Genomic DNA, 20,755 nt, shown 5'->3' on the forward strand with positions numbered 1-20,755 from the left:
ACAATGTCATCATTCTTTTCAGCGGTTGCCGCAACACTTGTGACAGTACCGCTGCTCGGCTACTTGATTGTATTCATCATCAGCAAGCAAATTACAGGCAGCCACAAAAAGTCAGTCCGCATCGCACTCGACTGCAGTACCTTTCTTCTTATTCTTTCTGTTCACTTCTTGATCCTGGCTATTTGGGAACGGTCTTATTTATGGATTATAGTGCTGTTCATGCTGTTTGCTGCGGTCATTTTCACAGTCATCCATTGGAAGATCAAACAGGAGATTAATTTCCAGCTGATTTTTAAGGGTTTCTGGCGGTTCAATTTTCTTTTGTTTTTTTCTGCCTATATTGTCCTTTTGATCCTAGGTGTGTTTCAAAGCGTTTCAGGCTATTTATCTATTCCGTAAGCTAGGAATGCTCTGATAGTCATTTTTGAAGCATGTTTTTCAGGCAAAGTTTTTTTCTTTTCAATTCTGACAATGCTATACTCAGGTAGGAGTGAAAATTGTTGACCAGAAAGGAAGTACTTAGATGGAGATTTTAAATCTCTCACTGCCGGCATCCAGCCGGTTTGCGACAGATTATACGTCTCATGAGCCTGAGGTGGAGCGTTTTTTCCATTACCGATATCATGATGCCAGCGAATATCAGAGGCGTTTGAACGAGCTGAAGGGACGGAAGTTTTACAGAGAAGAGCTTGCCGATTATATCGCGCAGTATATGTCCAGATTTCCTTCTTCGGACAAAACCGGCATTTCATTAGATAAGCTTCGCTCGGAGGATAGTGTGGTAATTGTCGGCGGACAGCAAGCAGGAATATTGACTGGGCCATTATATACTATACATAAAGTAATTTCTATAATTGTTCTTGCAAAGCAGAAGGAGGCCGAACTGGGAGTTCCTGTGGTCCCGGTGTTCTGGATAGCCGGGGAAGACCATGATTATCACGAGGTCAATCATATCTTTGCGGAGAACAGCGGGCGGATTGAAAAAGCTGTGTACCCGCACAAGGTACTGGAGAAGAAGATGGTGTCTATGATCGAGCTGGATCGAGCCCTATGTTTCCGCTGGGCAGAAAGCCTGATCGAAGGATATGGAGAAACAGAGCATACGAAAGATCTGCTTCAGTTTGTCCAGCGGGCTGCAGAGCAGTCAGAAACCTTTGTCGACTTTTTTTCATATATGATTATGGAGCTGTTTAAGGAATATGGCATTTTGCTTGCCGATTCAGGGGACAGCCGTCTGAGAAAACTTGAAAAAAGCATTTTCTCCGAACAGCTGAGCCAGTTTTCCTCTATCACCAAAGCGGTGAAGCAGCAGCAGAGGGAAGTCGAGGCAGCCGGTTTCAAACCTGCGATCGAAATAGGCGATAATGCAGCAAACCTTTTTTTCTATGATGAAATCAATTCTGAAAGGGTCCTTCTAGAATATAATGAGGAGCTCAGCCTGTTTGAAGGCAAGAATGGGGCTATTCAGTTTTCTCTTGATGAATTGTCCCTGATTGCCAAAGAGTCGCCAGAAAAGCTTAGCAATAATGTGGTGACAAGGCCAATTACGCAGGAGCGGCTTTTCCCGGTTCTTGCTTTTATTGCCGGCCCGGGGGAGATCGCCTATTGGGCAGAGCTCAAACAGGCTTTCGAACATCTCGGCATGGAGATGCCGCCGATTGTGCCAAGGCTGAACATCACATTGCTGGAAAGGCCTGTTGCTTCAGACATTCAGGATCTGGACCTGGAAATCACAAAGGTTCTGGAAAATGGAACAGGCAAAGAACAGGAAGCTTTTGTCGATGGAGTAAAGGACCAGGCGCTGACAAGTCTATTCGGAGAAACGAAAAAGCAGCTGGTCAGTCAATATAAGATGATTGAAAGCCGCCTTCAGGAAACTGACAGAGGAATGCTGCCCCTGCTTGAAAAAAATGAATCATTTCTGCTGAAGCAGCTGGATTTCATGGAGGCAAAAACGGAAGAGAGCTTGAAAAACAGGCATTCAGCCGTTCTTTCTAAATACAGGCGCATTGAAGCTGCCTTAAGGCCTTCAGGGTCGCCTCAGGAACGGATTTGGAATATCCTTTATTATCTGAATTTGCATGGTCTTACCCTTATAGACGATATAATGGAGCTTCCATTTGAGTTTGATGGAAAGCATAAACTAATAAAGCTTTAAACATAAGGGCGGCAGATGACGCATATGCCTGAAAAGGGTTTGGGATGGAAACATCCCAACCCTTTTTTTTTTCATATTTTTAAAAAGAAATCTGTTTCAACATCCCTTGCCAATCCGGTTGGGGATTGCTGCGTTAGAAAGGATACGGCAGCCTTTTTAGCCAAAACCAGGGCTGGAAGGATCTTTCCCGCAGGAAATAAAAAGGAGAAAAATAATTATTTACCAGAAGGATTTGCAGAATGCAAGGAGAATATTAAAAACATGTGGAGGAAAGTGGGGGAATGTGGTACATTTGAGTTGGAAAGTGGGGTTTAGGGCATGTTCATGGGCGAATACCATCATAATGTTGATACAAAAGGCCGTTTGATAGTGCCTGCCAAGTTTCGTGACAACTTGGGCGATATGTTCATTTTGACACGCGGGCTTGATCAATGTTTGTTTGGCTATCCGCTTTCTGAATGGAAGCAGCTTGAAACCAAGCTGAAAGGGCTGCCCTTGACAAAGAAGGATGCACGCGCGTTTACCCGCTTTTTCTTTTCCGGTGCATCTGAATGTGAACTCGATAAGCAAGGAAGAATTAACATTTCCAGTCCCCTGATGCAATATGCGAAGCTGGAAAAGGAATGTGTTATAGTAGGCGTTTCCAATCGGATCGAAATATGGAGCAAACATCTTTGGGAAGATTTTTTTGCAGAGTCAGAGGAATCTTTTGCTGAAATTGCAGAAAATATGATTGGGTTTGATATATAATGGGAATGTTTTATTAGTATAATAATTCCTCGTTGATTCGATTGGAAGGTGGACAAGTATGTTTGATCATAAAACAGTTTTGCTGGAGGAAACGGTAGCCGGCCTGGCTATTAAGCCGGATGGCGTCTATGTCGATTGCACAATGGGCGGTGCCGGGCACAGTGAACTGATTCTGACACAGCTGTCAAGCCAGGGTAAGCTGTATGCTTTTGACCAGGATGAGACAGCCATTGAAAATGCACAATTGAAGCTCAGTAAATATGGAGACAAAATCACTATAATAAAAAGCAATTTCCTTTATTTAAAGGAAGAGCTGGAGAAGGCCGGAGTCACACAGGTGGATGGTGTGCTCTACGATCTTGGCGTATCTTCACCGCAGCTAGATACACCTGAGCGGGGATTCAGCTATCATCACGATGCACCGCTTGACATGCGGATGGATAAGGATGCAAGCCTGTCTGCTTATGAAGTGGTGAATGATTGGCCGTATGAAGACCTTGTCAGGATTTTCTTCCGGTATGGAGAGGAAAAGTTCTCCAAGCAAATAGCGAGGAAGATTGAAGCGGCCAGGGAGAAAGCGCCGATTGAGACGACCTACCAGCTGGTTGAACTGATAAAAGAAGCTATACCGGCACCAGCTAGAAGAAAAGGCGGCCATCCTGCCAAGCGGATTTTTCAGGCAATCAGGATTGCTGTCAATGATGAGCTTGGCGTTTTTGAGAAGTCGCTTGAGCAGGCAATTGAAATTCTGAAGCCAGGCGGCCGGATCAGTGTCATTACTTTCCACTCGCTTGAGGACAGGATCTGCAAAGTGACTTTCAAGAAAGCGAGTGAGACTCCACCGCTGCCTCCGGGCCTGCCGATCATTCCAGACGAATTTAAGCCGGTGCTTAAGCTTGTTGCAAGGAAGCCTATTCTTCCGTCAGAAGAAGAACTGGAAGAAAACAACCGGGCAAGGTCCGCAAAGCTGAGGGTCGCAGAAAAACTGTAACCAAACTGAAAAGGGGGACAAGCTTAACAGCTTGCCCCAATATAAAATAAAGGCCTGGCAATGTCCGGCCATATGATCACAGGAGGGATATAATGAGCAACTTGGCAAGGAAAATGCAGCAGGAGGAAGTACAGCAGCACAAGACAGCTGTTAAGGTGAAGAAGATTAAGATTAAAAACCTGTGGCTCTCGCCCGGCGAAAAAATAATGGGTGTCGTTTTCGGGGCCATTGTCTGTTTTGGCGCTGTTCACATCATTTCAAACCAGGCTGCCATTTATGAGATGAACAAAGATATCCAGGACATCCAAGCCTCTATTCAGGACAAGGAAAAATCAAATCGCGAGCTTGAAATGCAAATCAGCGAGCTTAGTACATACGAGCGCATCTTCGAAAAAGCAAAATCTCTCGGTCTGACACTCAATGAAAATGTCAGAGGTGTACAGGATAAATGATGAAGAAACAGCCAAATATCAATTATGGAGCAGCGATATTATTTGTAATATTCAGCCTGCTCTTTTTTGTCTTGCTGTACAGATTTGTGTCAATTCAAATAACAGGAGAAGCGGGCGGGCAGCCCCTCGCGGCAAAAGCGGAGCAGAAATATACCAATGAACGTGTGCTTGAAGCGAAAAGGGGAACCATCTATGACCGGGGCGGCGATGTAGTGGCAGAGGATGCAAGCTCATTCACGCTGGTTGCCATCCTTGACAAGGATATGACTGTCAACAAGAAGAAGCCTAAGCACGTAGTGGACATAGATAAAACGGCAAGGGAGCTTTCCACAGTAATTGACCTGGAAGAATCCGAGATTAAGAGGATTCTTTCAAAGCCTGGTGCCAAACAGGTGGAGTTCGGGACGGCAGGCAGGAATATATCCAATTCGCTTAAAAGGGAAATCGAGGACCTGAAGCTTCCGGGAATCTCTTTCCGGCCGGAAATCAAGCGATTCTACCCAAATGGAATGTTTGCATCCCATCTGGTGGGCTATGTTGAAAAGCCGGAAGAAACTGAAGAGGATAAGCCGGACAGAACGCCGGCAGTCGGAAGGCTTGGGATAGAAAAAAGCCTGAATACCGTCCTGAGCGGCATCAATGGGAAGGTAACCTATGAAAAAGATCACTGGGGATATCTGCTCCCGGGGACTGACGAAAAGGTAAAACCGGCCAAGGATGGAAATGATGTTTATCTGACGATTGATAAAAAGATCCAGACATTCCTGGAAGACAGCATGAACAGTGTCCAGAAGGAATATAATCCGAAGAAAATGGTGGCGATTGTGGCTGACCCGAAGACCGGGGATATTCTGGCTATGTCTCAGCGGCCGTCCTTCCACCCGCAGACAAGGGAAGGCCTTGAGGATGATTGGTATAATGAGGCAATCGAGACATCTTTTGAGCCAGGGTCTACCATGAAGATTTTCACGCTGGCATCTGCTATAGAAGAAGGGGCATTCAATCCCAATGCCTGGTATGAGTCAGGGACATATGTGGTTGACAAGGGGTCAAGGCCTGTCCGTGACCATAACTATGGACGGGGATGGGGTTCAATCACCTATCTTGAAGGGGTGCAGCGCTCCTCCAATGTCGCTTTTGCAAAAATTGCCAAAGAGCAGCTTGGCTTTGATGCTTTCAGAAAGTATCTGACCAGGTTTGGGTTTGATAATCCTACCGGAATAGACCTTCCGAATGAAACAGGTGCTAAATTCGCCTATCAGTATCCGATTGAAAAGGCAAACACTGCTTTCGGACAGGGGACGGCTGTCACGCCGATCCAGCAGATCCAGGCAGCAACCGCCATTGCGAATAAAGGGCAGATGATGAAGCCCCATGTGATTGACAAAATCGTGGATTCATCAACAGGAGAAGTGATCAAGGATACAAAGCCTGAAAGCGCCGGAAATCCGATTTCCGAAAAAACGGCGAAGGAAGTCCTTGATATACTTGAAACAGTGGTTTCAGCAGAAAAAGGGACAGGCTATAAAAAATATAATCTGGAAGGCTATAAAGTTGCAGGGAAAACCGGAACCGCACAGATTCCGGGATCAGGCGGATATTTGACCGGGCCTGAGAACTATGTTTTCTCTTTCATGGGCATGGCGCCGGCAGAAGATCCTGAGCTGGTCATGTACGTGGCAGTCCAGCAGCCGCAAATCGATGATTACGTGAAAGGGTCTCTGCCTGTATCGCAGATCTTCAAGCCGGTTATGCAGAACAGCCTTCAATATTTAAATATAGAACCTTCAAAGCAGACGAAGGTCGAAGCAAAAGAGGTTCCGGATGTTGCAGGCCTTTCTGCGGAAGTTGCTGCCAAAAAGCTGACCAGCGCCGGGTTTGTGCCGGCGGTGATCGGGAAGGGCGGCAAAATAACGGGACAGCTTCCGGAACCGGGAGCTTCTATACTCGAAGGTGAACGGGTCGTCATTAAAACGGACGGGACTTTGAATGTTCCGGATATGCAGGGCTGGTCCATGAGGGATGTTATGAAGACAGCTAAAATTGCCGGCCTGAAGCTGAATACGGTAGGCGGCGGCTTTGCAGTCAAGCAGAATCTATCCCCTGGGTCTCCAGTCAAGGAAGGCGAGTTCTTGATTGTGGACTTTGAAACGCCTCTGGAGCAATACAGCCGGTCAGCGGCTGAAAAGGAAGAAGCTGTCAGCGGGGAAGAAGCTGAAGAGGAAGAAGTATTGGATTAACATTTAAGGGCGCACCGCTTTAGGCGGTGCGTTCTATTTGTATTGGTACAAGCATATAGTTGAACGAGCCATAATTGAAGGAGGTTCGTTTTTCATGCGCGTTTCAAATGTTACCGTAAGGAAGCGGTTGACCATTGCTTTGTTGGCAGGCATACTTATTTTCTTCATCATTGATATCCGGCTTGGATATGTCCAGTTTTTCCTCGGCAGCATGCTGACGGATGAAGCTAAAGAGCTGTGGAGCCGGGACATCCCGTTTGAGCCGGAAAGGGGAGAAATTGTCGACCGCAATGGTGTGGCATTGGCAACCAATGTCAGTGCACCGACGGTCTATGTAGTTCCAAGGCAGGTAAAGGATCCTGATGATACGGCAGAGAAGCTGGCCGCCATACTGAATATGTCTAAGGAAAAGGCGTTTCAGCTGATCACCAAGCAGGCATCAAGTGTGAAAATACCTGAGGGCAGAAAAATTTCCCATGAAAAAGCAACAGAAATCAGGGCAGAGGGAATGGCTGGGGTCTATATCGCCGAGGACTCCAAACGGCATTACCCTTTTGGAAATTATCTATCACATGTGCTCGGATTTGCCGGGATTGATAACCAGGGGCTGATGGGGCTGGAGCTTTTTTATGACAAAGAGCTGAAGGGCGAGAAAGGCTCTGTCAAATTTTACGCAAATGCAAAAGGACAGCGGATGAATGATATGGCGGATGATTATAAACCGCCGGTCGATGGGATGGACCTGAAGCTGACGATCGACTCGAAGGTGCAGACGATTGTCGAGAGGGAGCTGGATATTGCAGAGGCGGCCTATAACCCGGACGGCATCATAGCCATTGCCATGAATCCAAATACAGGGGAAGTCCTCGCTATGTCAAGCAGGCCGGACTTTGATCCTGCCAACTTCAGGAACGTTGCGCCGGATATATACAACCGGAACCTGCCGGTCTGGAGCTCATACGAGCCGGGTTCCACTTTTAAAATCATCACTCTTGCAGCTGCCCTTGAAGAGGGGAAGGTAGACCTTGAGAAAGATCATTTCCATGATCCGGGCTTTACCGAGGTAGGAGGCGCGAGGCTGCGATGCTGGAAAAGAGGCGGGCATGGAAGCCAGTCATTCCTGGAAGTTGTCCAAAATTCCTGCAACCCGGGATTTGTTGAACTGGGAGAAAGGCTTGGCAAGGACACACTGTTCAAATATATTAAAGACTTTGGTTTTGGCACGAAAACAGGCATAGACCTTCAGGGTGAATCAAAAGGGATTTTGTTCAATCTGGATAATGTCGGTCCGGTCGAGCAGGCGACCACTGCTTTCGGACAGGGTGTTTCCGTCACGCCGATCCAGCAGGTTGCAGCAATATCAGCAGCCGTCAATGGCGGGACGCTGTATACACCTTTTATAGCAAAAGAACTGGTTGACCCTGCTTCAGGTGAAATCGTGATGAGAAAAACCCCTGAGGCTAAGAGGAAAGTCATATCAGAGGAAACTTCAAAGGAAATACGCCTTGCACTTGAAAGCGTAGTGGCTCAAGGGTCCGGAAAAAAAGCGTTCGTAGATGGATACAGGGTCGGCGGCAAAACCGGAACGGCACAAAAGGCGGAAAACGGAAGATATCTCGAAAACAATCATATTGTGTCCTTTATAGGCTTTGCCCCTGCGGATGATCCTGAGCTTGTGGTTTATGTGGCAGTGGACAATCCTAAGGGCACGATCCAGTTTGGAGGGGTTGTCGCCGCGCCGATTGTCGGGAATATCATGGGTGACAGTCTCAGGGCAATGGGTGTTGAGCCGAGAAAGGATCAGCTTGAAAAAGAACTGACATGGCTGGATACGCCAATGGTGGAGGTGCCCGATTTAGTTGGCATCACGAAAAAGGAGCTCGGCGAATTGCTTGTCAATCTGAAGATCGACGGGAGCGGTGAAGGAGAGACAGTCGTCAGGCAAACTCCCCAGCCTGGTGTGAAACTGAAGGAAGGCTCTACAATCAGGCTGTATTTTGATGATAAATAAGAGCAGGATGCGGGCGGCCGGACAGCGCTGCCCGTTTTCTTTGATAAGAAGCAAAAGGGAATTCCCTCATCTGCTTCAGGCAAAGGAAGTTTTTCTTTAAATTTTCATTACTAAATGGCTAAAACAAGAATAATCATGTAAAATATAAGTCGCCATGCAGGAATTATTTTGGCTGAGAGCTTTAGGGAAAGCATACAGCTGCTTTTTACAGCTATGAAAAATGCGGCTGCAGATCCGCTGCGTGGCCGACTGAGCAAAACGGCAGGGGATGATGCAGGCTGATACTGCCTGTCTTTCCTGCGGAATGAGAGGAATGGGTTCAATTGAAATTACATACACTGCTTAACTATCTCCATCCTTTTAAACCATTTGGTGGAGATAATCCTGAAATTGTATCCTTGGAAAATGATAGCAGGCAAGTGAAAAAAGGGAGCCTGTTTATCTGTATCGAGGGCTTTACCGTTGATGGCCATGATTATGCAGAAACAGCTGTCCGGAACGGGGCGGCGGCCGTTTTGGCTGAGAGGGAGCTTCCGCTGAATGTTCCTGTAATCATTGTCAGGGATACGGCAAGGGCCATGGCTGTTCTGTCGGATGCTTTCTACGGCCAGCCGAGCCAGCAGCTGCATTTGATCGGGATCACCGGTACAAACGGGAAAACGACGACTAGCCATCTTATTGAAAAGATTTTGGCTGATTCAGGCAAAATCACGGGACTCATCGGGACGATGTATACAAAAGTCGCCGGCGAGACGCATGAAACAAAGAATACGACGCCGGAAAGCCTTACATTGCAGAAGACCTTTGCTTCCATGGTCGAAAAGAAGGTGGAAGCAGCTGTCATGGAAGTAAGCTCCCATGCCCTTGATGAGGGGCGCGTCCATGGCTGCGATTTCAATGTGGCCGTTTTTACAAATCTGACACAGGATCATCTGGATTATCACAAAACGATGGACGAATACAGAAGGGCTAAAGGCTTGCTGTTTGCTCAGCTTGGGAGTGCATTCTGCCACAATAAGCCTAAATATGCTGTACTGAATGCCGATGATCCGGCAAGCGCTGAATACAGGAAATCGACTGCCGCGCAGATTCTGACCTACGGAATCGACAATGAAGCGGATTTGCGTGCTGTGCACATCCGGATGGATGCCAGAGGCACTACATTCGACCTTATCAGTCCATTTGGCGTGCACCCTGTTGCCATGCAGCTGATCGGCAAATTCAGTGTGTATAATGTGCTGGCTGCAGTTGGTGCAGCCCTGGCTTCCGGTCTTGAGCTCGGAGCTATCCTGGAATCCATTTCAACCGTCAAGGGTGTCCCGGGCAGATTTGAAACAGTGGATGCCGGACAGGATTTTTCTGTGATTGTTGACTATGCACATACTCCTGACAGTCTGGAAAATGCATTGGAAACGGTAAAAGAGTTTGCTGAAGGCAGGATTTTTGTCGTAGTTGGCTGCGGCGGTGACAGGGACAGGACCAAAAGGCCCCTGATGGCTAAAATTGCATGCCGGCTTGCAACAGATGCGGTGTTTACATCGGATAATCCGAGAAGCGAAGATCCGGACGAAATTCTGAAAGATATGGCTGCAGGCGTTCCCGAAGGAAACTATACAATGATTGCCGACCGCAAAGAGGCAATAGCATACAGTGTTGGTGCTGCCGGCAAAGGAGATGTGATTCTCATAGCAGGCAAAGGGCATGAAACTTACCAGCAGATTGGCGGGCAGACATTTGACTTTGACGACAGGACCGCAGCGAGAGAAGCTATACTGAACAGATAAACAGGGCAGCAGCCGGGAAAGCTGCTGCTCCGCTGAATATGCTCAATAAGAAATAATAAATAGATATACTGAAAGGCTTTTGATCATGATGAATAATAATCAATCCAGCGGTGCCGAATGCGGCATGGCTGCCCATAACCATAAAATAGAAAATAAAAGTCTTAATGACAGGCTCACTACATATGATATTGCAGTAATGAATGAGCGTCCATTAAAGGAAGGAGGGGAATAAAATGATGGAGCAGGCAATATTTCTGACAATCCTGATGGGTTTTTTAATAACAGTCCTACTATCTCCCATTTTCATTCCTTTCCTTAGAAGGCTGAAATTCGGCCAGAGCATCCGGGAGGAAGGACCGCAATCGCACCAGAAAAAAACCGGTACGCCGACAATGGGCGGAATCATGATTCTGCTTTCGGTCACTGTGACAACCCTGGTGATGTCCAGCAAGTTTGCGGAGCCTACAGCGGAGATATATATGGTCCTGTTGGTCACACTGGGCTTTGGGCTTCTCGGCTTTCTTGATGACTTCATCAAGGTGGCGCTAAAAAGGAATCTTGGCCTTACTTCTAAGCAAAAGCTGCTGGGCCAGATTATCATATCGCTCATTTTTTATTTTATTTTTCAAACAAATGAATTCTCAACAGAGGTCTCTATTCCATTTACAGATCTGTCCATTGATTTAGGCTGGGGCTATGCTTTGTTCATCATTTTTTGGCTTGTCGGCTTTTCAAATGCTGTCAATCTGACGGACGGGCTGGACGGACTTGTTTCCGGTACGGCGGCAATCGCGTTCGGGGCTTTTGCTGTTCTGGCCTGGAACCAGTCCCAATTTGAAGTGTCGATCTTTTCAGTTGCTGTTGTAGGTGCTGTCCTGGGATTCCTTGTATTCAATGCCCATCCGGCAAAGGTTTTCATGGGCGATACCGGTTCGCTTGCCCTTGGGGGGGCGATTGCAACTGTTGCCATCCTGACGAAGCTTGAGATCATCCTGATCATCATCGGCGGGGTTTTTGTCATTGAAACGCTTTCTGTTATTCTGCAGGTAATATCTTTTAAAACAACCGGCAAGAGGATTTTTAAAATGAGTCCCCTTCACCATCATTATGAGCTTGTCGGCTGGTCGGAATGGCGCGTAGTAGTGACTTTCTGGACAGTCGGGCTCCTGTTTGCAATCCTGGGAATCTATATCGAGGTGTGGTTATAATTGAAACAGATAGATAATTACCGTCATAAAAAAATTCTTGTACTCGGACTCGCCAAGAGCGGGGTGAGTGCAGCTTCCCTGCTGCACAAGCTGGGGGCATTTGTCACTGTGAACGATATGAAGCCTTTATCTGAAAATCCGGAAGCCCAGGGCTTGCTTGAGCAGGGGATCAAGGTTATATGCGGAGACCATCCGATAGAGCTGCTGGATGAAGGTTTTGAACTCATTGTCAAGAACCCGGGCATCCCATATCATAATCCAATGATAGAGGGGGCCATGGAGCGCGGGATTCCTGTCATTACAGAAGTGGAGCTTGCTTATCAGATTTCCGAAGCGCCATTTATCGCGATAACAGGTACAAACGGGAAGACGACAACGACAACCCTTGTCCATGAAATGCTGGAAGCAGGCGGAAAGTCGCCATTGATTGCGGGGAATATCGGGACGGTTGCCACCAGTGTCGCAGAAGGTGCAAAATCCGACAATACCATTGTCATTGAGCTGTCTTCCTTCCAGCTGATGGGCATAGAGGCCTTCAGGCCGAAAATTGCGATTCTTACAAATCTGTATGATGCCCATCTGGATTATCATGGGACAAGGCATGATTACTTTGAAGCAAAAGCCAATATTACAAAAAACCAGACAGAAGAAGATTATTTTATTATCAATGCAGACCAGGAGGCCGTCGTCCAAATTGCAGGAAAAAGCCGTGCCCGGATTGTGCCATTCTCTGTCAGCAGGGTCCTTGACGAAGGGGCATGTGTAAAGGATGGCTGGATCTGTTTTAATGGGGAGCCTGTCATGAAGCGGGAGGACGCATCCCTTCCTGGAGACCATAACTTAGAGAACATCCTTTCTTCGATTGCAGCCGCGAAGCTTTCAGGCGTGGATAATCAAGCGATCTTTAAGGTCATGTCCACTTTTGCCGGCGTCAAACATAGACTTCAGTATATCGGTGAAGTGGATGGCCGGAAATTCTACAATGACTCTAAGGCTACGAATATACTCGCTACGAAAAATGCCATTGCCGCTTTTGATGTTCCTGTCATACTGCTGGCCGGCGGTCTCGACCGGGGCAATGGGTTTGAAGAATTGATCCCTTCACTGGGCAATGTAGAAACATTGATCACCTTTGGGCAGACTGCAGGAAAAATAGAAGAGGCAGGAAAGCTTGCGGGAATAAAATCGATCATGCGTGTCGATAATGTTGCTAGCGCCGTACCCGCCGCCTACAGGCTTTCAAAGCCGGGCGATGTCATCCTCCTCTCGCCGGCATGCGCAAGCTGGGACCAATACAAAACTTTTGAGGTCAGGGGAGACATTTTTATCGATGCGGTGCATAAGCTTAAGTAAGGGCTTGTCCCGGGCGATTCCCGTCCGGGAGCGACTGCATCTTCATTGTGCTGCAAACAAGAATGCATGCTCATGCAGGCCCTAAAACTTGCATTCGAGGTGTATTCTGTTGCCCACAAAAAGATCTACTCCGGACTTTATATTGATTTTAGTCACGTTTACTCTGCTGGCAGTCGGCCTCATTATGGTATACAGCGCCAGTGCCATTTGGGCAGAGTATAAGTTTGATGATTCCTTTTTCTTTGCAAAGAGGCAGATGCTTTTTGCAGCTGCAGGCATCATGGCCATGTTTTTTATCATGAATATCGATTACTGGACATGGAGGACCTGGGCCAAGGCAATTGTGATCATTTGCTTTGTACTGCTGGTTCTCGTTCTGATTCCCGGGGTGGGAAATGTAAGGAATGGATCAAGGAGCTGGATCGGCGTCGGTGCATTTTCCATACAGCCATCCGAATTCATGAAGCTTGCGATGATTGCATTCCTGGCTAAATACCTTTCCGAAAGGCAAAAGCTGATCACCTCCTTCCGCAAGGGGCTCGTACCTTCCCTTGGGCTCGCATTTCTGGCATTTGGGATGATTATGCTTCAGCCTGACCTTGGAACGGGAACCGTTATGATCGGGACCTGTGTGGTCATGATATTTATCTCTGGGGCGAAGATAAGCCATTTTGCTGTTCTTGGACTTATCGGTCTGGGCGGCTTTGCTGGGCTGGTGCTGTCAGCTCCTTACAGGATGAAGCGGATCACATCATTCCTTGATCCATGGGAAGATCCGCTGGGGAGCGGGTTCCAGATTATCCAGTCATTATATGCAATAGGGCCAGGCGGGCTTTTCGGGCTTGGTTTGGGGGAGAGCAGGCAAAAGTTTTTTTATCTGCCTGAACCCCAGACGGACTTTATTTTTGCAATATTGGCAGAAGAATTGGGTTTCATCGGAGGTTCCTTCGTGCTTTTATTGTTTTCGCTCCTCCTCTGGAGGGGGATAAGGATTGCCCTTGGTGCACCTGATCTGTACGGCAGCTTCCTTGCCGTCGGAATCATTGCGATGGTGGCGATCCAGGTTATGATCAATATCGGGGTTGTTACCGGGCTGATGCCGGTAACAGGAATTACACTTCCTTTCCTCAGCTATGGTGGTTCATCCCTCACTCTGATGCTGATGGCAATCGGAGTCCTCCTGAATATAAGCCGGCATGCGAGATATTGACCCTGTTTCCGACAGGGTTTCTTTTTACTTTCCGGGCTGGGTCTGTTAAAGGAAGAATCGTACCATTCCTGCACCTTCAATAATCAGGGTGGCGATCCAGATTTTTTCAGCATTTTTATTACATTTGCATGACATTAATGTTATGGCTTATTAGAGCCGTTTAGATTATAGTAGAATGGGGTAAAGCGTGAGAGTGTTTTTTAAGGGAGACTTTGTGCTGCCACCCCTTTAAGGCTATAATGCCTGTTAAATACCAACACTCTTCTTTGAGGTGAAAGTCATGAGAATTGCAGTCAGCGGAGGCGGTACAGGAGGGCATATATATCCTGCACTCGCTTTGATCAGAGAAATTCAAAAAGAGCATAAAGACACAGAGTTTTTATATATAGGCACTGAAAAGGGGCTGGAAAGCACTCTTGTGGAAAGAGAAGGCATCCCGTTCAAATCCATACATATCACTGGCTTCAAAAGAAAGCTTTCTTTTGAAAATATGAAAACTGTATTCAGATTCCTGAAAGGAACAGCTGACAGCAGGAAAATGCTGAAGGACTTCAAAGCAGACATTGTCATCGGCACAGGCGGCTATGTGTGCGGCCCTGTTGTCTATGCAGCTGCCAAGCTTGGCATTCCCACAATCATACACGAGCAAAATAGTGTCCCGGGATTGACCAACAAATTCCTGAGCAGATATGTCGATAGAATAGCAGTCTGTTTTGAAGAGGCAAAAGAATTCTTTCCATCGGATAAGGTTGTTTTGACCGGAAATCCCCGCGCCTCTGAAGTGATTGGCCAGGATCCTGTCAAAGGCAGGCTTTCAGCCGGACTGAAGACAAATATCCCTTCTGTTTTAATTTTTGGGGGCAGCAGGGGGGCAAGGCCGATCAATGAAGCAGTGCTGAAATCGCTCGCCGAACTGCAGGATAAGCCCTACCAGGTACTGTATGTGACTGGAGAAGTGCACTATGAGGAAGTCAGGAAAGAGGTAGAGCTGGTCGGCAATCCGCCAAATGTGATCATAAAGCCATTTGTCCATAATATGCCGGAAGTTTTGGCTGGTACGGATCTGACAGTGGCAAGGGCGGGGGCGACCACTCTTGCTGAGCTGACATCACTTGGGATTCCGAGCATACTGGTGCCAAGCCCTTATGTGACCAACAATCACCAGGAGAAAAATGCCAGGGCCCTTTCTGAAAACGGGGCAGCAGAACTGCTGCTTGAAAAGGAACTGACCAGCAAGAAGCTTGTCGCTTCAATTGACGGGATTCTCCTTGATGAGAAGAAACTGAAGGATATGAAAAAAGCGGCCAGGGAATTGGGGATACCGGATGCGGCCAGAAGGCTGCACCGCGTCATGGAAGACCTTGTCCGAAAGAAGGGCCAGTAGCCCAAAGAGCTTAAAAGACATAAGATAGTAAAAAGAATGGAAAGGGAGGTATATATGGACGAATTGATCAGCAGGCTTAAAGATATGCAGGTTGGAAAAGTGAAAGAAAATGAACCTTTGGCCAACCATACAACCATGAAAATAGGCGGCCCCGCCGATTTGTTTGTAGAACCTTCATCTATAGACAACTTTATTAAAACAATGGAGCTTATCCGTGAACATGACATCAAGTGGAGGGTAATAGGCAGGGGATCGAATCTGCTTGTATCTGATAAAGGGATTGAAGGGGCCGTCATTAAGCTTGGCCCAGGATTGGATAAACTTGAAGTGGACGGTTCTGAGGTAACTGCTGGAGGAGGATTCTCTATCGTGAGCCTATCCGTCCAGATCAGCCGGAAAGGCCTTTCCGGCCTGGAATTCGCAAGCGGCATCCCCGGCTCGGTCGGCGGTGCGGTCTATATGAATGCAGGCGCCCACGGCTCTGATATTTCTAAGATCCTCAAGAAAGCTTTCGTGCTCTTTGAAGATGGAAAAATGGAATGGCTCACCAATGAGCAAATGAAATTTTCCTACCGTACATCAGTTCTTCAGAAGGAGCGGCCAGGGATCGTGCTTGAGGCCGTGTTCAGCCTTCAGGAAGGAGAGAAGGATAGCATTGTGGCAGAGATGCAAAAAAACAAGGATTACCGGAAAGAAACACAGCCCTATAATTATCCTTGTGCAGGAAGCATCTTCCGCAATCCGCTTCCCCAGTATGCCGGCCAGCTGATTGAGTCTGCAGGTTTAAAAGGCCACAGCATCGGGGGGGCGAAAATTTCCGAGCTGCATGGAAACTTTATCGTAAATGCCGGCAGTGCGTCGGCTGAAGATGTACTTGGATTGATCGAGCATGTCAAAGATACTATCTATTCCCAATTTAAGGTTAAAATGGAAACAGAAGTGGAAATTATCGGCCGAAAGTAACAGGAAATTCTCCTTACTGCTGCCATTTATTGTGATATAATATTTCCTTAGAAATAACCTTTAAAAGCCGGCAGAAGCACCACCGGCATTTGGATATGCCGGTGCCTATTCTGCTTTCCGTCTGACGAAAACGTTATGCTGCCTGCCATGCTGATAGGCTATTGGCATTATGCGGCTAAAGCTTTTATAGTGAGGTGAAGGTTATGGAGAAAGGGAACGTAGTCTCGCTGGAGGATCGAATTCCCAAACTGAAGCAGCAAAGAAGGAAAAAAGCGAACCGCAGGCTTATAGTTTTATTGCTTTTATTCTTTTCTATGATTGTTTTTGTGATATATTTCCAGTCGCCTTTAAGCCGTGTAAAAGAGATCAGCATCAGCGGAAATCAGACATACACGACAGAAGAATTGATTGCCGTAAGCGGCCTTTCTAAGAAAACAAATATTTGGAAGGTTGATAAGGGGGCAATTGAGGGTAGACTGAAAGAGCTGCCTGAAATCAGCGGGGCCGAAATTGAAACCCGCCTCCCCAATACGGTTGTAATTAAGGTAGCTGAGCATAATCGCATTGCCTACATAGCAAAAGAAAAAAGCTTTTTGCCTGTACTTGAAAACGGGATGATACTTAGCAAACAGGAAATTACAGACATTCCAGTTAATGCACCGCTGCTGCTCGGCTTTAAGGAGGGCGACGTCCTCCTTGAGATGATAGACAGCCTGGAAAGCCTTCCGAGAGAGGTGCTGAACGCAATTTCGGAGATTCATTATTCTCCTAAAAAAACGGACGAGTATCATATTACGCTATATATGAATGACGGGTTCGAAGTTAGTGCAACATTGCGGAGCTTTTCAGAAAAGATGGCGCATTATCCTTCAATCATCAGCCAGCTGGACCCTGGGGTCAGCGGTGTGATTGATCTGGAAGTAGGTTCTTATTTTAAAGCCTACGGTCCGGAAGGAGATGATAGCCGTGGAGAAGAAGAAGAAGGTGAAAGGTAAGCGGGTCGTGCTTTCACTGGTGCTCCTTGTTCTCGGCTATATGCTTTCATTTTCCTATCACTTTACAAAAAGTGAAAACGAGGAAGCTGACATGACAGGAAGCCAGTGGGAACGCGATTCAGCCCTAAGAAGCCAGCTTATCAGCATGGAAGAGCGCAACCGCAGGCTGCAGAAGGAATTGGACAGCAAACAGGGACAGGTTCTTCAATTTGAAAAAGATCTGTCAAAAGAGGCACAGGTATATTTCAACCTGGCAGAAGATGCAGAAAAATACAGGATGTATCTTGGGAAAGTCGGTGTAAAGGGCAAAGGGGTGGAGGTCACATTGGCTGACGGGGATTATAATCCCAGCGAAGCTAATGTAAACAGCTATATTGTCCATGAACACCATGTTTTTAAGGTTATCAATGAACTTTATATCTCTGGTGCATCAGCTGTTGCGGTAAACGGCCAGCGACTTTCCCATGACTCTTATATTCTATGCAATGGCCCTGTCATTGAAATTGATGGAAAGCAGCATCCGGCACCTTTTGTTATTGAAGCAATCGGCGATCCGGAGGTTCTTTCTTCAGCGCTCAACCTTACAGGCGGAGTCAAGGATTCGCTGGTTAATGAGAATATCCAGTTCTCGCTGGAGGAGAAGGCTGAAATCGAAATGGTACCCAATCTGGGGAATTGAATACGGCTGATCCACTTACTGGAAGCAGGAGAAAGTAAGGTGGAAATCGTGAAAAGGAATCAGATCATAAGCTTTACGGTTATTTCCGCTGTGATCGGCTTTATGATTGCGGTGCAGTTCCAATCTGTCAAAGAGCCGGTTGTGAGGGATACCCGCGATACATGGCAGCTTAGGGAGGACTTGCGGAAAGAACAGGAAATTCAGCTGAGGCTGATACGGGAAATCAGATCAAACGAGCTGAAGCTTGCTCAATATGAAAATAAGCGGGAACAAAGCAAAGAAGAGGTGCTGAAGGAAACGCTGGGTGAGCTTAAAGAGGAAGCCGGCCTGACGGAAGTAAAGGGTCCGGGGCTTATCATCCACATTGAGCCTGCTGTTGAAGAAGCACTCCTGGGCAATGCACCTGGCGACGTATCGCCTGATTTGCTTAAAAGGCTGGTCAATGAGCTGAATATGTATGATGCGGAGCAAATATCAATTGACGGGCACAGGATCATTAACACGACCGTCATCCGCGACATTAATGGCGAGACCAAAATCGATGGCCATGCAATCAGCTCTTTGCCGATTGAAGTCAGAGCGTCTGCAGAAGATATGCAGTCAGCTCAAAAGCTTTATAACCAGATGCAGGTATCCAAATCGGCAGAAGAATTCTTCGTCGAAAACCTCAGGGTCACTATCCTTAAGCCAAAGGGGAATATTGTTATCCCAGCCTACCAGGACACGATCCGGGTGAAAAATATGGAGCCTGCAGAATCTGAAAAAGGAGGCAGTTCTTAATGTGGCTTCCCGTACTGGGTTTGCTTATCGGTGCCATACTGGGCCTTCTTACGGATTTCAGAATCCCTGATGAGTACTCCAATTACTTGTCGATTGCAGTGCTGGCTGCCCTTGACACCCTGTTTGGGGGCATCCGTGCGCATCTGCAGGATATATACGATGAAAAGGTATTTGTATCCGGCTTTTTCTTCAACATCCTGCTGGCAGCATCTTTAGCTTTTCTGGGGGTTCATCTTGGTGTAGACTTGTATTTAGCCGCTGTTTTTGCGTTTGGCGTAAGGCTTTTCCAAAACATAGCGGTCATTCGGAGAATTATTCTGACCAAATGGTCGAACCGAGAAAAAGTAGAAAAAAGTTAAGATAGAATAAAGGGAAATATATTAGTTTTGCCGAATAATTTAAATGATTATATTAATTTAAGATAAAACTAAAAATTGGCATTATTGTTGTTCAATAATTGTATTTGCAAAAGGAGGTGCCAGAGAATGAACAGCAATGAAATTTATGTTAGTCTTGACATCGGTACATCCAGTGTAAAAGTAATCATTGGTGAAATGGTCAACGACTCTTTAAACATTATCGGTGTAGGCAATGTAAAGTCTGAAGGATTGCGCAAAGGCTCAATTGTTGATATAGATGAAACCGTTCATTCTATAAAAAAGGCAATCGAACAAGCTGAGAGAATGATAGGGATGGAGATCAGGCAGGTCATCGTCGGCATCACCGGAAATCATGTCATGCTCCAGCCTTCCCATGGAGTAGTGGCTGTCTCCAGTGATAACAGGGAAATTACAGATGAAGATGTCGCAAGGGTGATCGATGCCGCCCAGGTGGTTTCCATCCCTCCTGAAAGAGAGATTGTGGATGTCATTCCGAAGCAATTCATTGTAGACGGTTTGAACGAAATAAACGATCCGCGGGGCATGATTGGTGTCCGCCTGGAAATGGAAGGCACTATTATAACGGGTTCTAAGACAATTCTACATAATATTCTGAGATGTGTTGAAAGAGCAGGGCTTGAAATTTTGGACATAACGCTCCAGCCGCTTGCTGCAGGGGCATTCGCACTTTCAAAGGACGAAATGAATCTCGGAGTGGCCTTGGTCGATATGGGCGGCGGCTCTACAACCGTTGCCCTGTTCGAGCAGGGAATCATGAAAGCAACGATTGTACTGCCTGTCGGCGGGGACCATATCACAAAGGATTTATCCATTGGCCTCAGGACCTCTACAGAGGATGCCGAAAAAATCAAAACAAAATACGGTTATGCTTTTTATGACCATGCTTCTGAAGATGAAGTCTTCAGTGTCCCGATTATCGGGAGCGATCAGCACCAGCAATTTAATCAGCTTGAAATTTCTGATATCATTGAAGCAAGGATGGAAGAAATTTTCGATCTGATACAGAATGAGATTAAGAGATTGGGAGTCAGCGACCTGCCTGGCGGCTATGTCCTGACAGGAGGAGTAGCCAACACCCAGGGCATCCTGGAGCTGGCACAGATCATTTTCCAGAACCGCGTCCGGATTGCCATTCCGGATTATATCGGCGTAAGGGAGCCGCAGTATACAACAGCAGTCGGCCTGATCAAGTTTGCATATAAAAATGCAAGGCTTCAGGGCAGGAAGATAGAGCCTGCCCAGGTAAACGAGGCGAAGGAGAAACGCGTCCAAAAACAACCGCAACCAAAAGCAAGACCGGAAAAACAGCCGGAAGAAAAGATTACATCACGAGTTAAAAAGTTCCTTGGCTACTTTTTCGAGTAAACAGTGCTTTAAGGAATATCGACGAATTAGG

Annotated in this window: 20 protein-coding genes; all 20 read left to right on the top strand. The window is 46.8% G+C overall.

Features of this window, described 5'->3' with window-relative positions:
- Positions 1-3 precede the first annotated feature (3 nt).
- On the top strand, positions 4-399 hold the full coding sequence (locus LCM00_RS16330; RefSeq protein WP_224904056.1) for a DUF3397 domain-containing protein: 396 nt from the start codon (positions 4-6) through the stop codon (positions 397-399).
- Between the two features lie 124 nt (positions 400-523).
- Complete coding sequence (gene bshC, locus LCM00_RS16335) at positions 524-2,158, top strand: bacillithiol biosynthesis cysteine-adding enzyme BshC (protein ID WP_224904057.1); 1,635 nt, start codon at positions 524-526, stop codon at positions 2,156-2,158.
- A 24-nt stretch (positions 2,159-2,182) separates the two neighbouring features.
- Positions 2,183-2,473 carry a hypothetical protein gene (locus tag LCM00_RS16340; protein ID WP_224904059.1) on the top strand — a complete coding sequence of 97 codons (291 nt, stop codon included), beginning with the start codon at positions 2,183-2,185 and terminating at the stop codon, positions 2,471-2,473.
- Between the two features lie 3 nt (positions 2,474-2,476).
- Complete coding sequence (gene mraZ, locus LCM00_RS16345; protein ID WP_224904061.1) at positions 2,477-2,908, top strand: division/cell wall cluster transcriptional repressor MraZ; 432 nt, start codon at positions 2,477-2,479, stop codon at positions 2,906-2,908.
- A 58-nt stretch (positions 2,909-2,966) separates the two neighbouring features.
- A complete protein-coding gene (gene rsmH / locus LCM00_RS16350) occupies positions 2,967-3,899 on the top strand; it encodes a 16S rRNA (cytosine(1402)-N(4))-methyltransferase RsmH (RefSeq protein ID WP_224904063.1) in 933 nt (310 codons plus the stop codon).
- Between the two features lie 92 nt (positions 3,900-3,991).
- Positions 3,992-4,351 (top strand): cell division protein FtsL, encoded by a 360-nt coding sequence (gene ftsL / locus LCM00_RS16355; protein WP_224904065.1) that lies wholly within the window; start codon positions 3,992-3,994, stop codon positions 4,349-4,351.
- Positions 4,348-6,591 carry a penicillin-binding protein gene (locus LCM00_RS16360; RefSeq protein WP_224904067.1) on the top strand — a complete coding sequence of 748 codons (2,244 nt, stop codon included), beginning with the start codon at positions 4,348-4,350 and terminating at the stop codon, positions 6,589-6,591. The genes ftsL and LCM00_RS16360 overlap by 4 nt, the downstream gene beginning before the upstream one ends.
- 94 nt (positions 6,592-6,685) lie before the next feature.
- Positions 6,686-8,602 (top strand): stage V sporulation protein D, encoded by a 1,917-nt coding sequence (locus tag LCM00_RS16365; protein WP_224904069.1) that lies wholly within the window; start codon positions 6,686-6,688, stop codon positions 8,600-8,602.
- 323 nt (positions 8,603-8,925) lie between these two features.
- Positions 8,926-10,386 carry a UDP-N-acetylmuramoyl-L-alanyl-D-glutamate--2,6-diaminopimelate ligase gene (locus LCM00_RS16370; protein ID WP_224904071.1) on the top strand — a complete coding sequence of 487 codons (1,461 nt, stop codon included), beginning with the start codon at positions 8,926-8,928 and terminating at the stop codon, positions 10,384-10,386.
- Positions 10,387-10,471: 85 nt separating this feature from the next.
- Complete coding sequence (locus tag LCM00_RS16375) at positions 10,472-10,618, top strand: hypothetical protein (RefSeq protein ID WP_224904073.1); 147 nt, start codon at positions 10,472-10,474, stop codon at positions 10,616-10,618.
- A 1-nt stretch (position 10,619) separates the two neighbouring features.
- Complete coding sequence (mraY, locus tag LCM00_RS16380; RefSeq protein ID WP_224904075.1) at positions 10,620-11,594, top strand: phospho-N-acetylmuramoyl-pentapeptide-transferase; 975 nt, start codon at positions 10,620-10,622, stop codon at positions 11,592-11,594.
- A complete protein-coding gene (gene murD, locus LCM00_RS16385) occupies positions 11,595-12,947 on the top strand; it encodes a UDP-N-acetylmuramoyl-L-alanine--D-glutamate ligase (RefSeq protein WP_224904077.1) in 1,353 nt (450 codons plus the stop codon).
- 109 nt (positions 12,948-13,056) lie between these two features.
- Entirely contained in the window at positions 13,057-14,157 is a 1,101-nt protein-coding gene (gene spoVE / locus LCM00_RS16390) for a stage V sporulation protein E (RefSeq protein ID WP_148973840.1), read from the top strand.
- A gap of 280 nt (positions 14,158-14,437) precedes the next feature.
- Positions 14,438-15,541, top strand: a complete 1,104-nt coding sequence (gene murG, locus LCM00_RS16395) for an undecaprenyldiphospho-muramoylpentapeptide beta-N-acetylglucosaminyltransferase (RefSeq protein ID WP_224904078.1) — start codon at positions 14,438-14,440, stop codon at positions 15,539-15,541.
- 54 nt (positions 15,542-15,595) lie between these two features.
- A complete protein-coding gene (gene murB / locus LCM00_RS16400) occupies positions 15,596-16,504 on the top strand; it encodes a UDP-N-acetylmuramate dehydrogenase (protein ID WP_224904079.1) in 909 nt (302 codons plus the stop codon).
- Between the two features lie 203 nt (positions 16,505-16,707).
- Entirely contained in the window at positions 16,708-17,499 is a 792-nt protein-coding gene (locus LCM00_RS16405) for a cell division protein FtsQ/DivIB (RefSeq protein WP_224904080.1), read from the top strand.
- The gene (locus LCM00_RS16410; protein WP_224904081.1) at positions 17,462-18,178 is read left to right on the top strand and encodes a DUF881 domain-containing protein; all 717 of its coding nucleotides are present in this window, start codon (positions 17,462-17,464) and stop codon (positions 18,176-18,178) included. Before LCM00_RS16405 ends, LCM00_RS16410 begins: the two co-directional genes overlap by 38 nt.
- Positions 18,179-18,226: 48 nt before the next feature.
- Positions 18,227-18,958, top strand: a complete 732-nt coding sequence (locus LCM00_RS16415) for a DUF881 domain-containing protein (RefSeq protein ID WP_404802169.1) — start codon at positions 18,227-18,229, stop codon at positions 18,956-18,958.
- Positions 18,958-19,317: a small basic family protein gene (locus tag LCM00_RS16420; RefSeq protein ID WP_009791189.1), complete on the top strand. Its 360-nt coding sequence runs from the start codon at positions 18,958-18,960 to the stop codon at positions 19,315-19,317. Before LCM00_RS16415 ends, LCM00_RS16420 begins: the two co-directional genes overlap by 1 nt.
- Before the next feature lie 126 nt (positions 19,318-19,443).
- The gene (gene ftsA, locus LCM00_RS16425) at positions 19,444-20,724 is read left to right on the top strand and encodes a cell division protein FtsA (RefSeq protein WP_009791190.1); all 1,281 of its coding nucleotides are present in this window, start codon (positions 19,444-19,446) and stop codon (positions 20,722-20,724) included.
- Positions 20,725-20,755: the final 31 nt, after the last annotated feature.

Source organism: Bacillus infantis (assembly GCF_020171945.1).
GTDB classification, from domain to species: Bacteria; Bacillota; Bacilli; order Bacillales; family Cytobacillaceae; genus Bacillus_AB; species Bacillus_AB infantis_A.

Excerpts from the sequence above, each read along its gene's own strand:
- LCM00_RS16330 (WP_224904056.1), top strand. The coding sequence starts at position 4 with ATGTCATCATTCTTTTCAGCGGTTGCCGCAACACTTGTGACAGTACCG.
- bshC (WP_224904057.1), top strand. The coding sequence starts at position 524 with ATGGAGATTTTAAATCTCTCACTGCCGGCATCCAGCCGGTTTGCGACA.
- LCM00_RS16340 (WP_224904059.1), top strand. The coding sequence starts at position 2,183 with ATGCCTGAAAAGGGTTTGGGATGGAAACATCCCAACCCTTTTTTTTTT.
- mraZ (WP_224904061.1), top strand. The coding sequence starts at position 2,477 with ATGTTCATGGGCGAATACCATCATAATGTTGATACAAAAGGCCGTTTG.
- rsmH (WP_224904063.1), top strand. The coding sequence starts at position 2,967 with ATGTTTGATCATAAAACAGTTTTGCTGGAGGAAACGGTAGCCGGCCTG.
- ftsL (WP_224904065.1), top strand. The coding sequence starts at position 3,992 with ATGAGCAACTTGGCAAGGAAAATGCAGCAGGAGGAAGTACAGCAGCAC.
- LCM00_RS16360 (WP_224904067.1), top strand. The coding sequence starts at position 4,348 with ATGATGAAGAAACAGCCAAATATCAATTATGGAGCAGCGATATTATTT.
- LCM00_RS16365 (WP_224904069.1), top strand. The coding sequence starts at position 6,686 with ATGCGCGTTTCAAATGTTACCGTAAGGAAGCGGTTGACCATTGCTTTG.
- LCM00_RS16375 (WP_224904073.1), top strand. The coding sequence starts at position 10,472 with ATGATGAATAATAATCAATCCAGCGGTGCCGAATGCGGCATGGCTGCC.
- mraY (WP_224904075.1), top strand. The coding sequence starts at position 10,620 with ATGATGGAGCAGGCAATATTTCTGACAATCCTGATGGGTTTTTTAATA.
- murG (WP_224904078.1), top strand. The coding sequence starts at position 14,438 with ATGAGAATTGCAGTCAGCGGAGGCGGTACAGGAGGGCATATATATCCT.
- murB (WP_224904079.1), top strand. The coding sequence starts at position 15,596 with ATGGACGAATTGATCAGCAGGCTTAAAGATATGCAGGTTGGAAAAGTG.
- LCM00_RS16405 (WP_224904080.1), top strand. The coding sequence starts at position 16,708 with ATGGAGAAAGGGAACGTAGTCTCGCTGGAGGATCGAATTCCCAAACTG.
- LCM00_RS16410 (WP_224904081.1), top strand. The coding sequence starts at position 17,462 with ATGATAGCCGTGGAGAAGAAGAAGAAGGTGAAAGGTAAGCGGGTCGTG.
- LCM00_RS16420 (WP_009791189.1), top strand. The coding sequence starts at position 18,958 with ATGTGGCTTCCCGTACTGGGTTTGCTTATCGGTGCCATACTGGGCCTT.
- ftsA (WP_009791190.1), top strand. The coding sequence starts at position 19,444 with ATGAACAGCAATGAAATTTATGTTAGTCTTGACATCGGTACATCCAGT.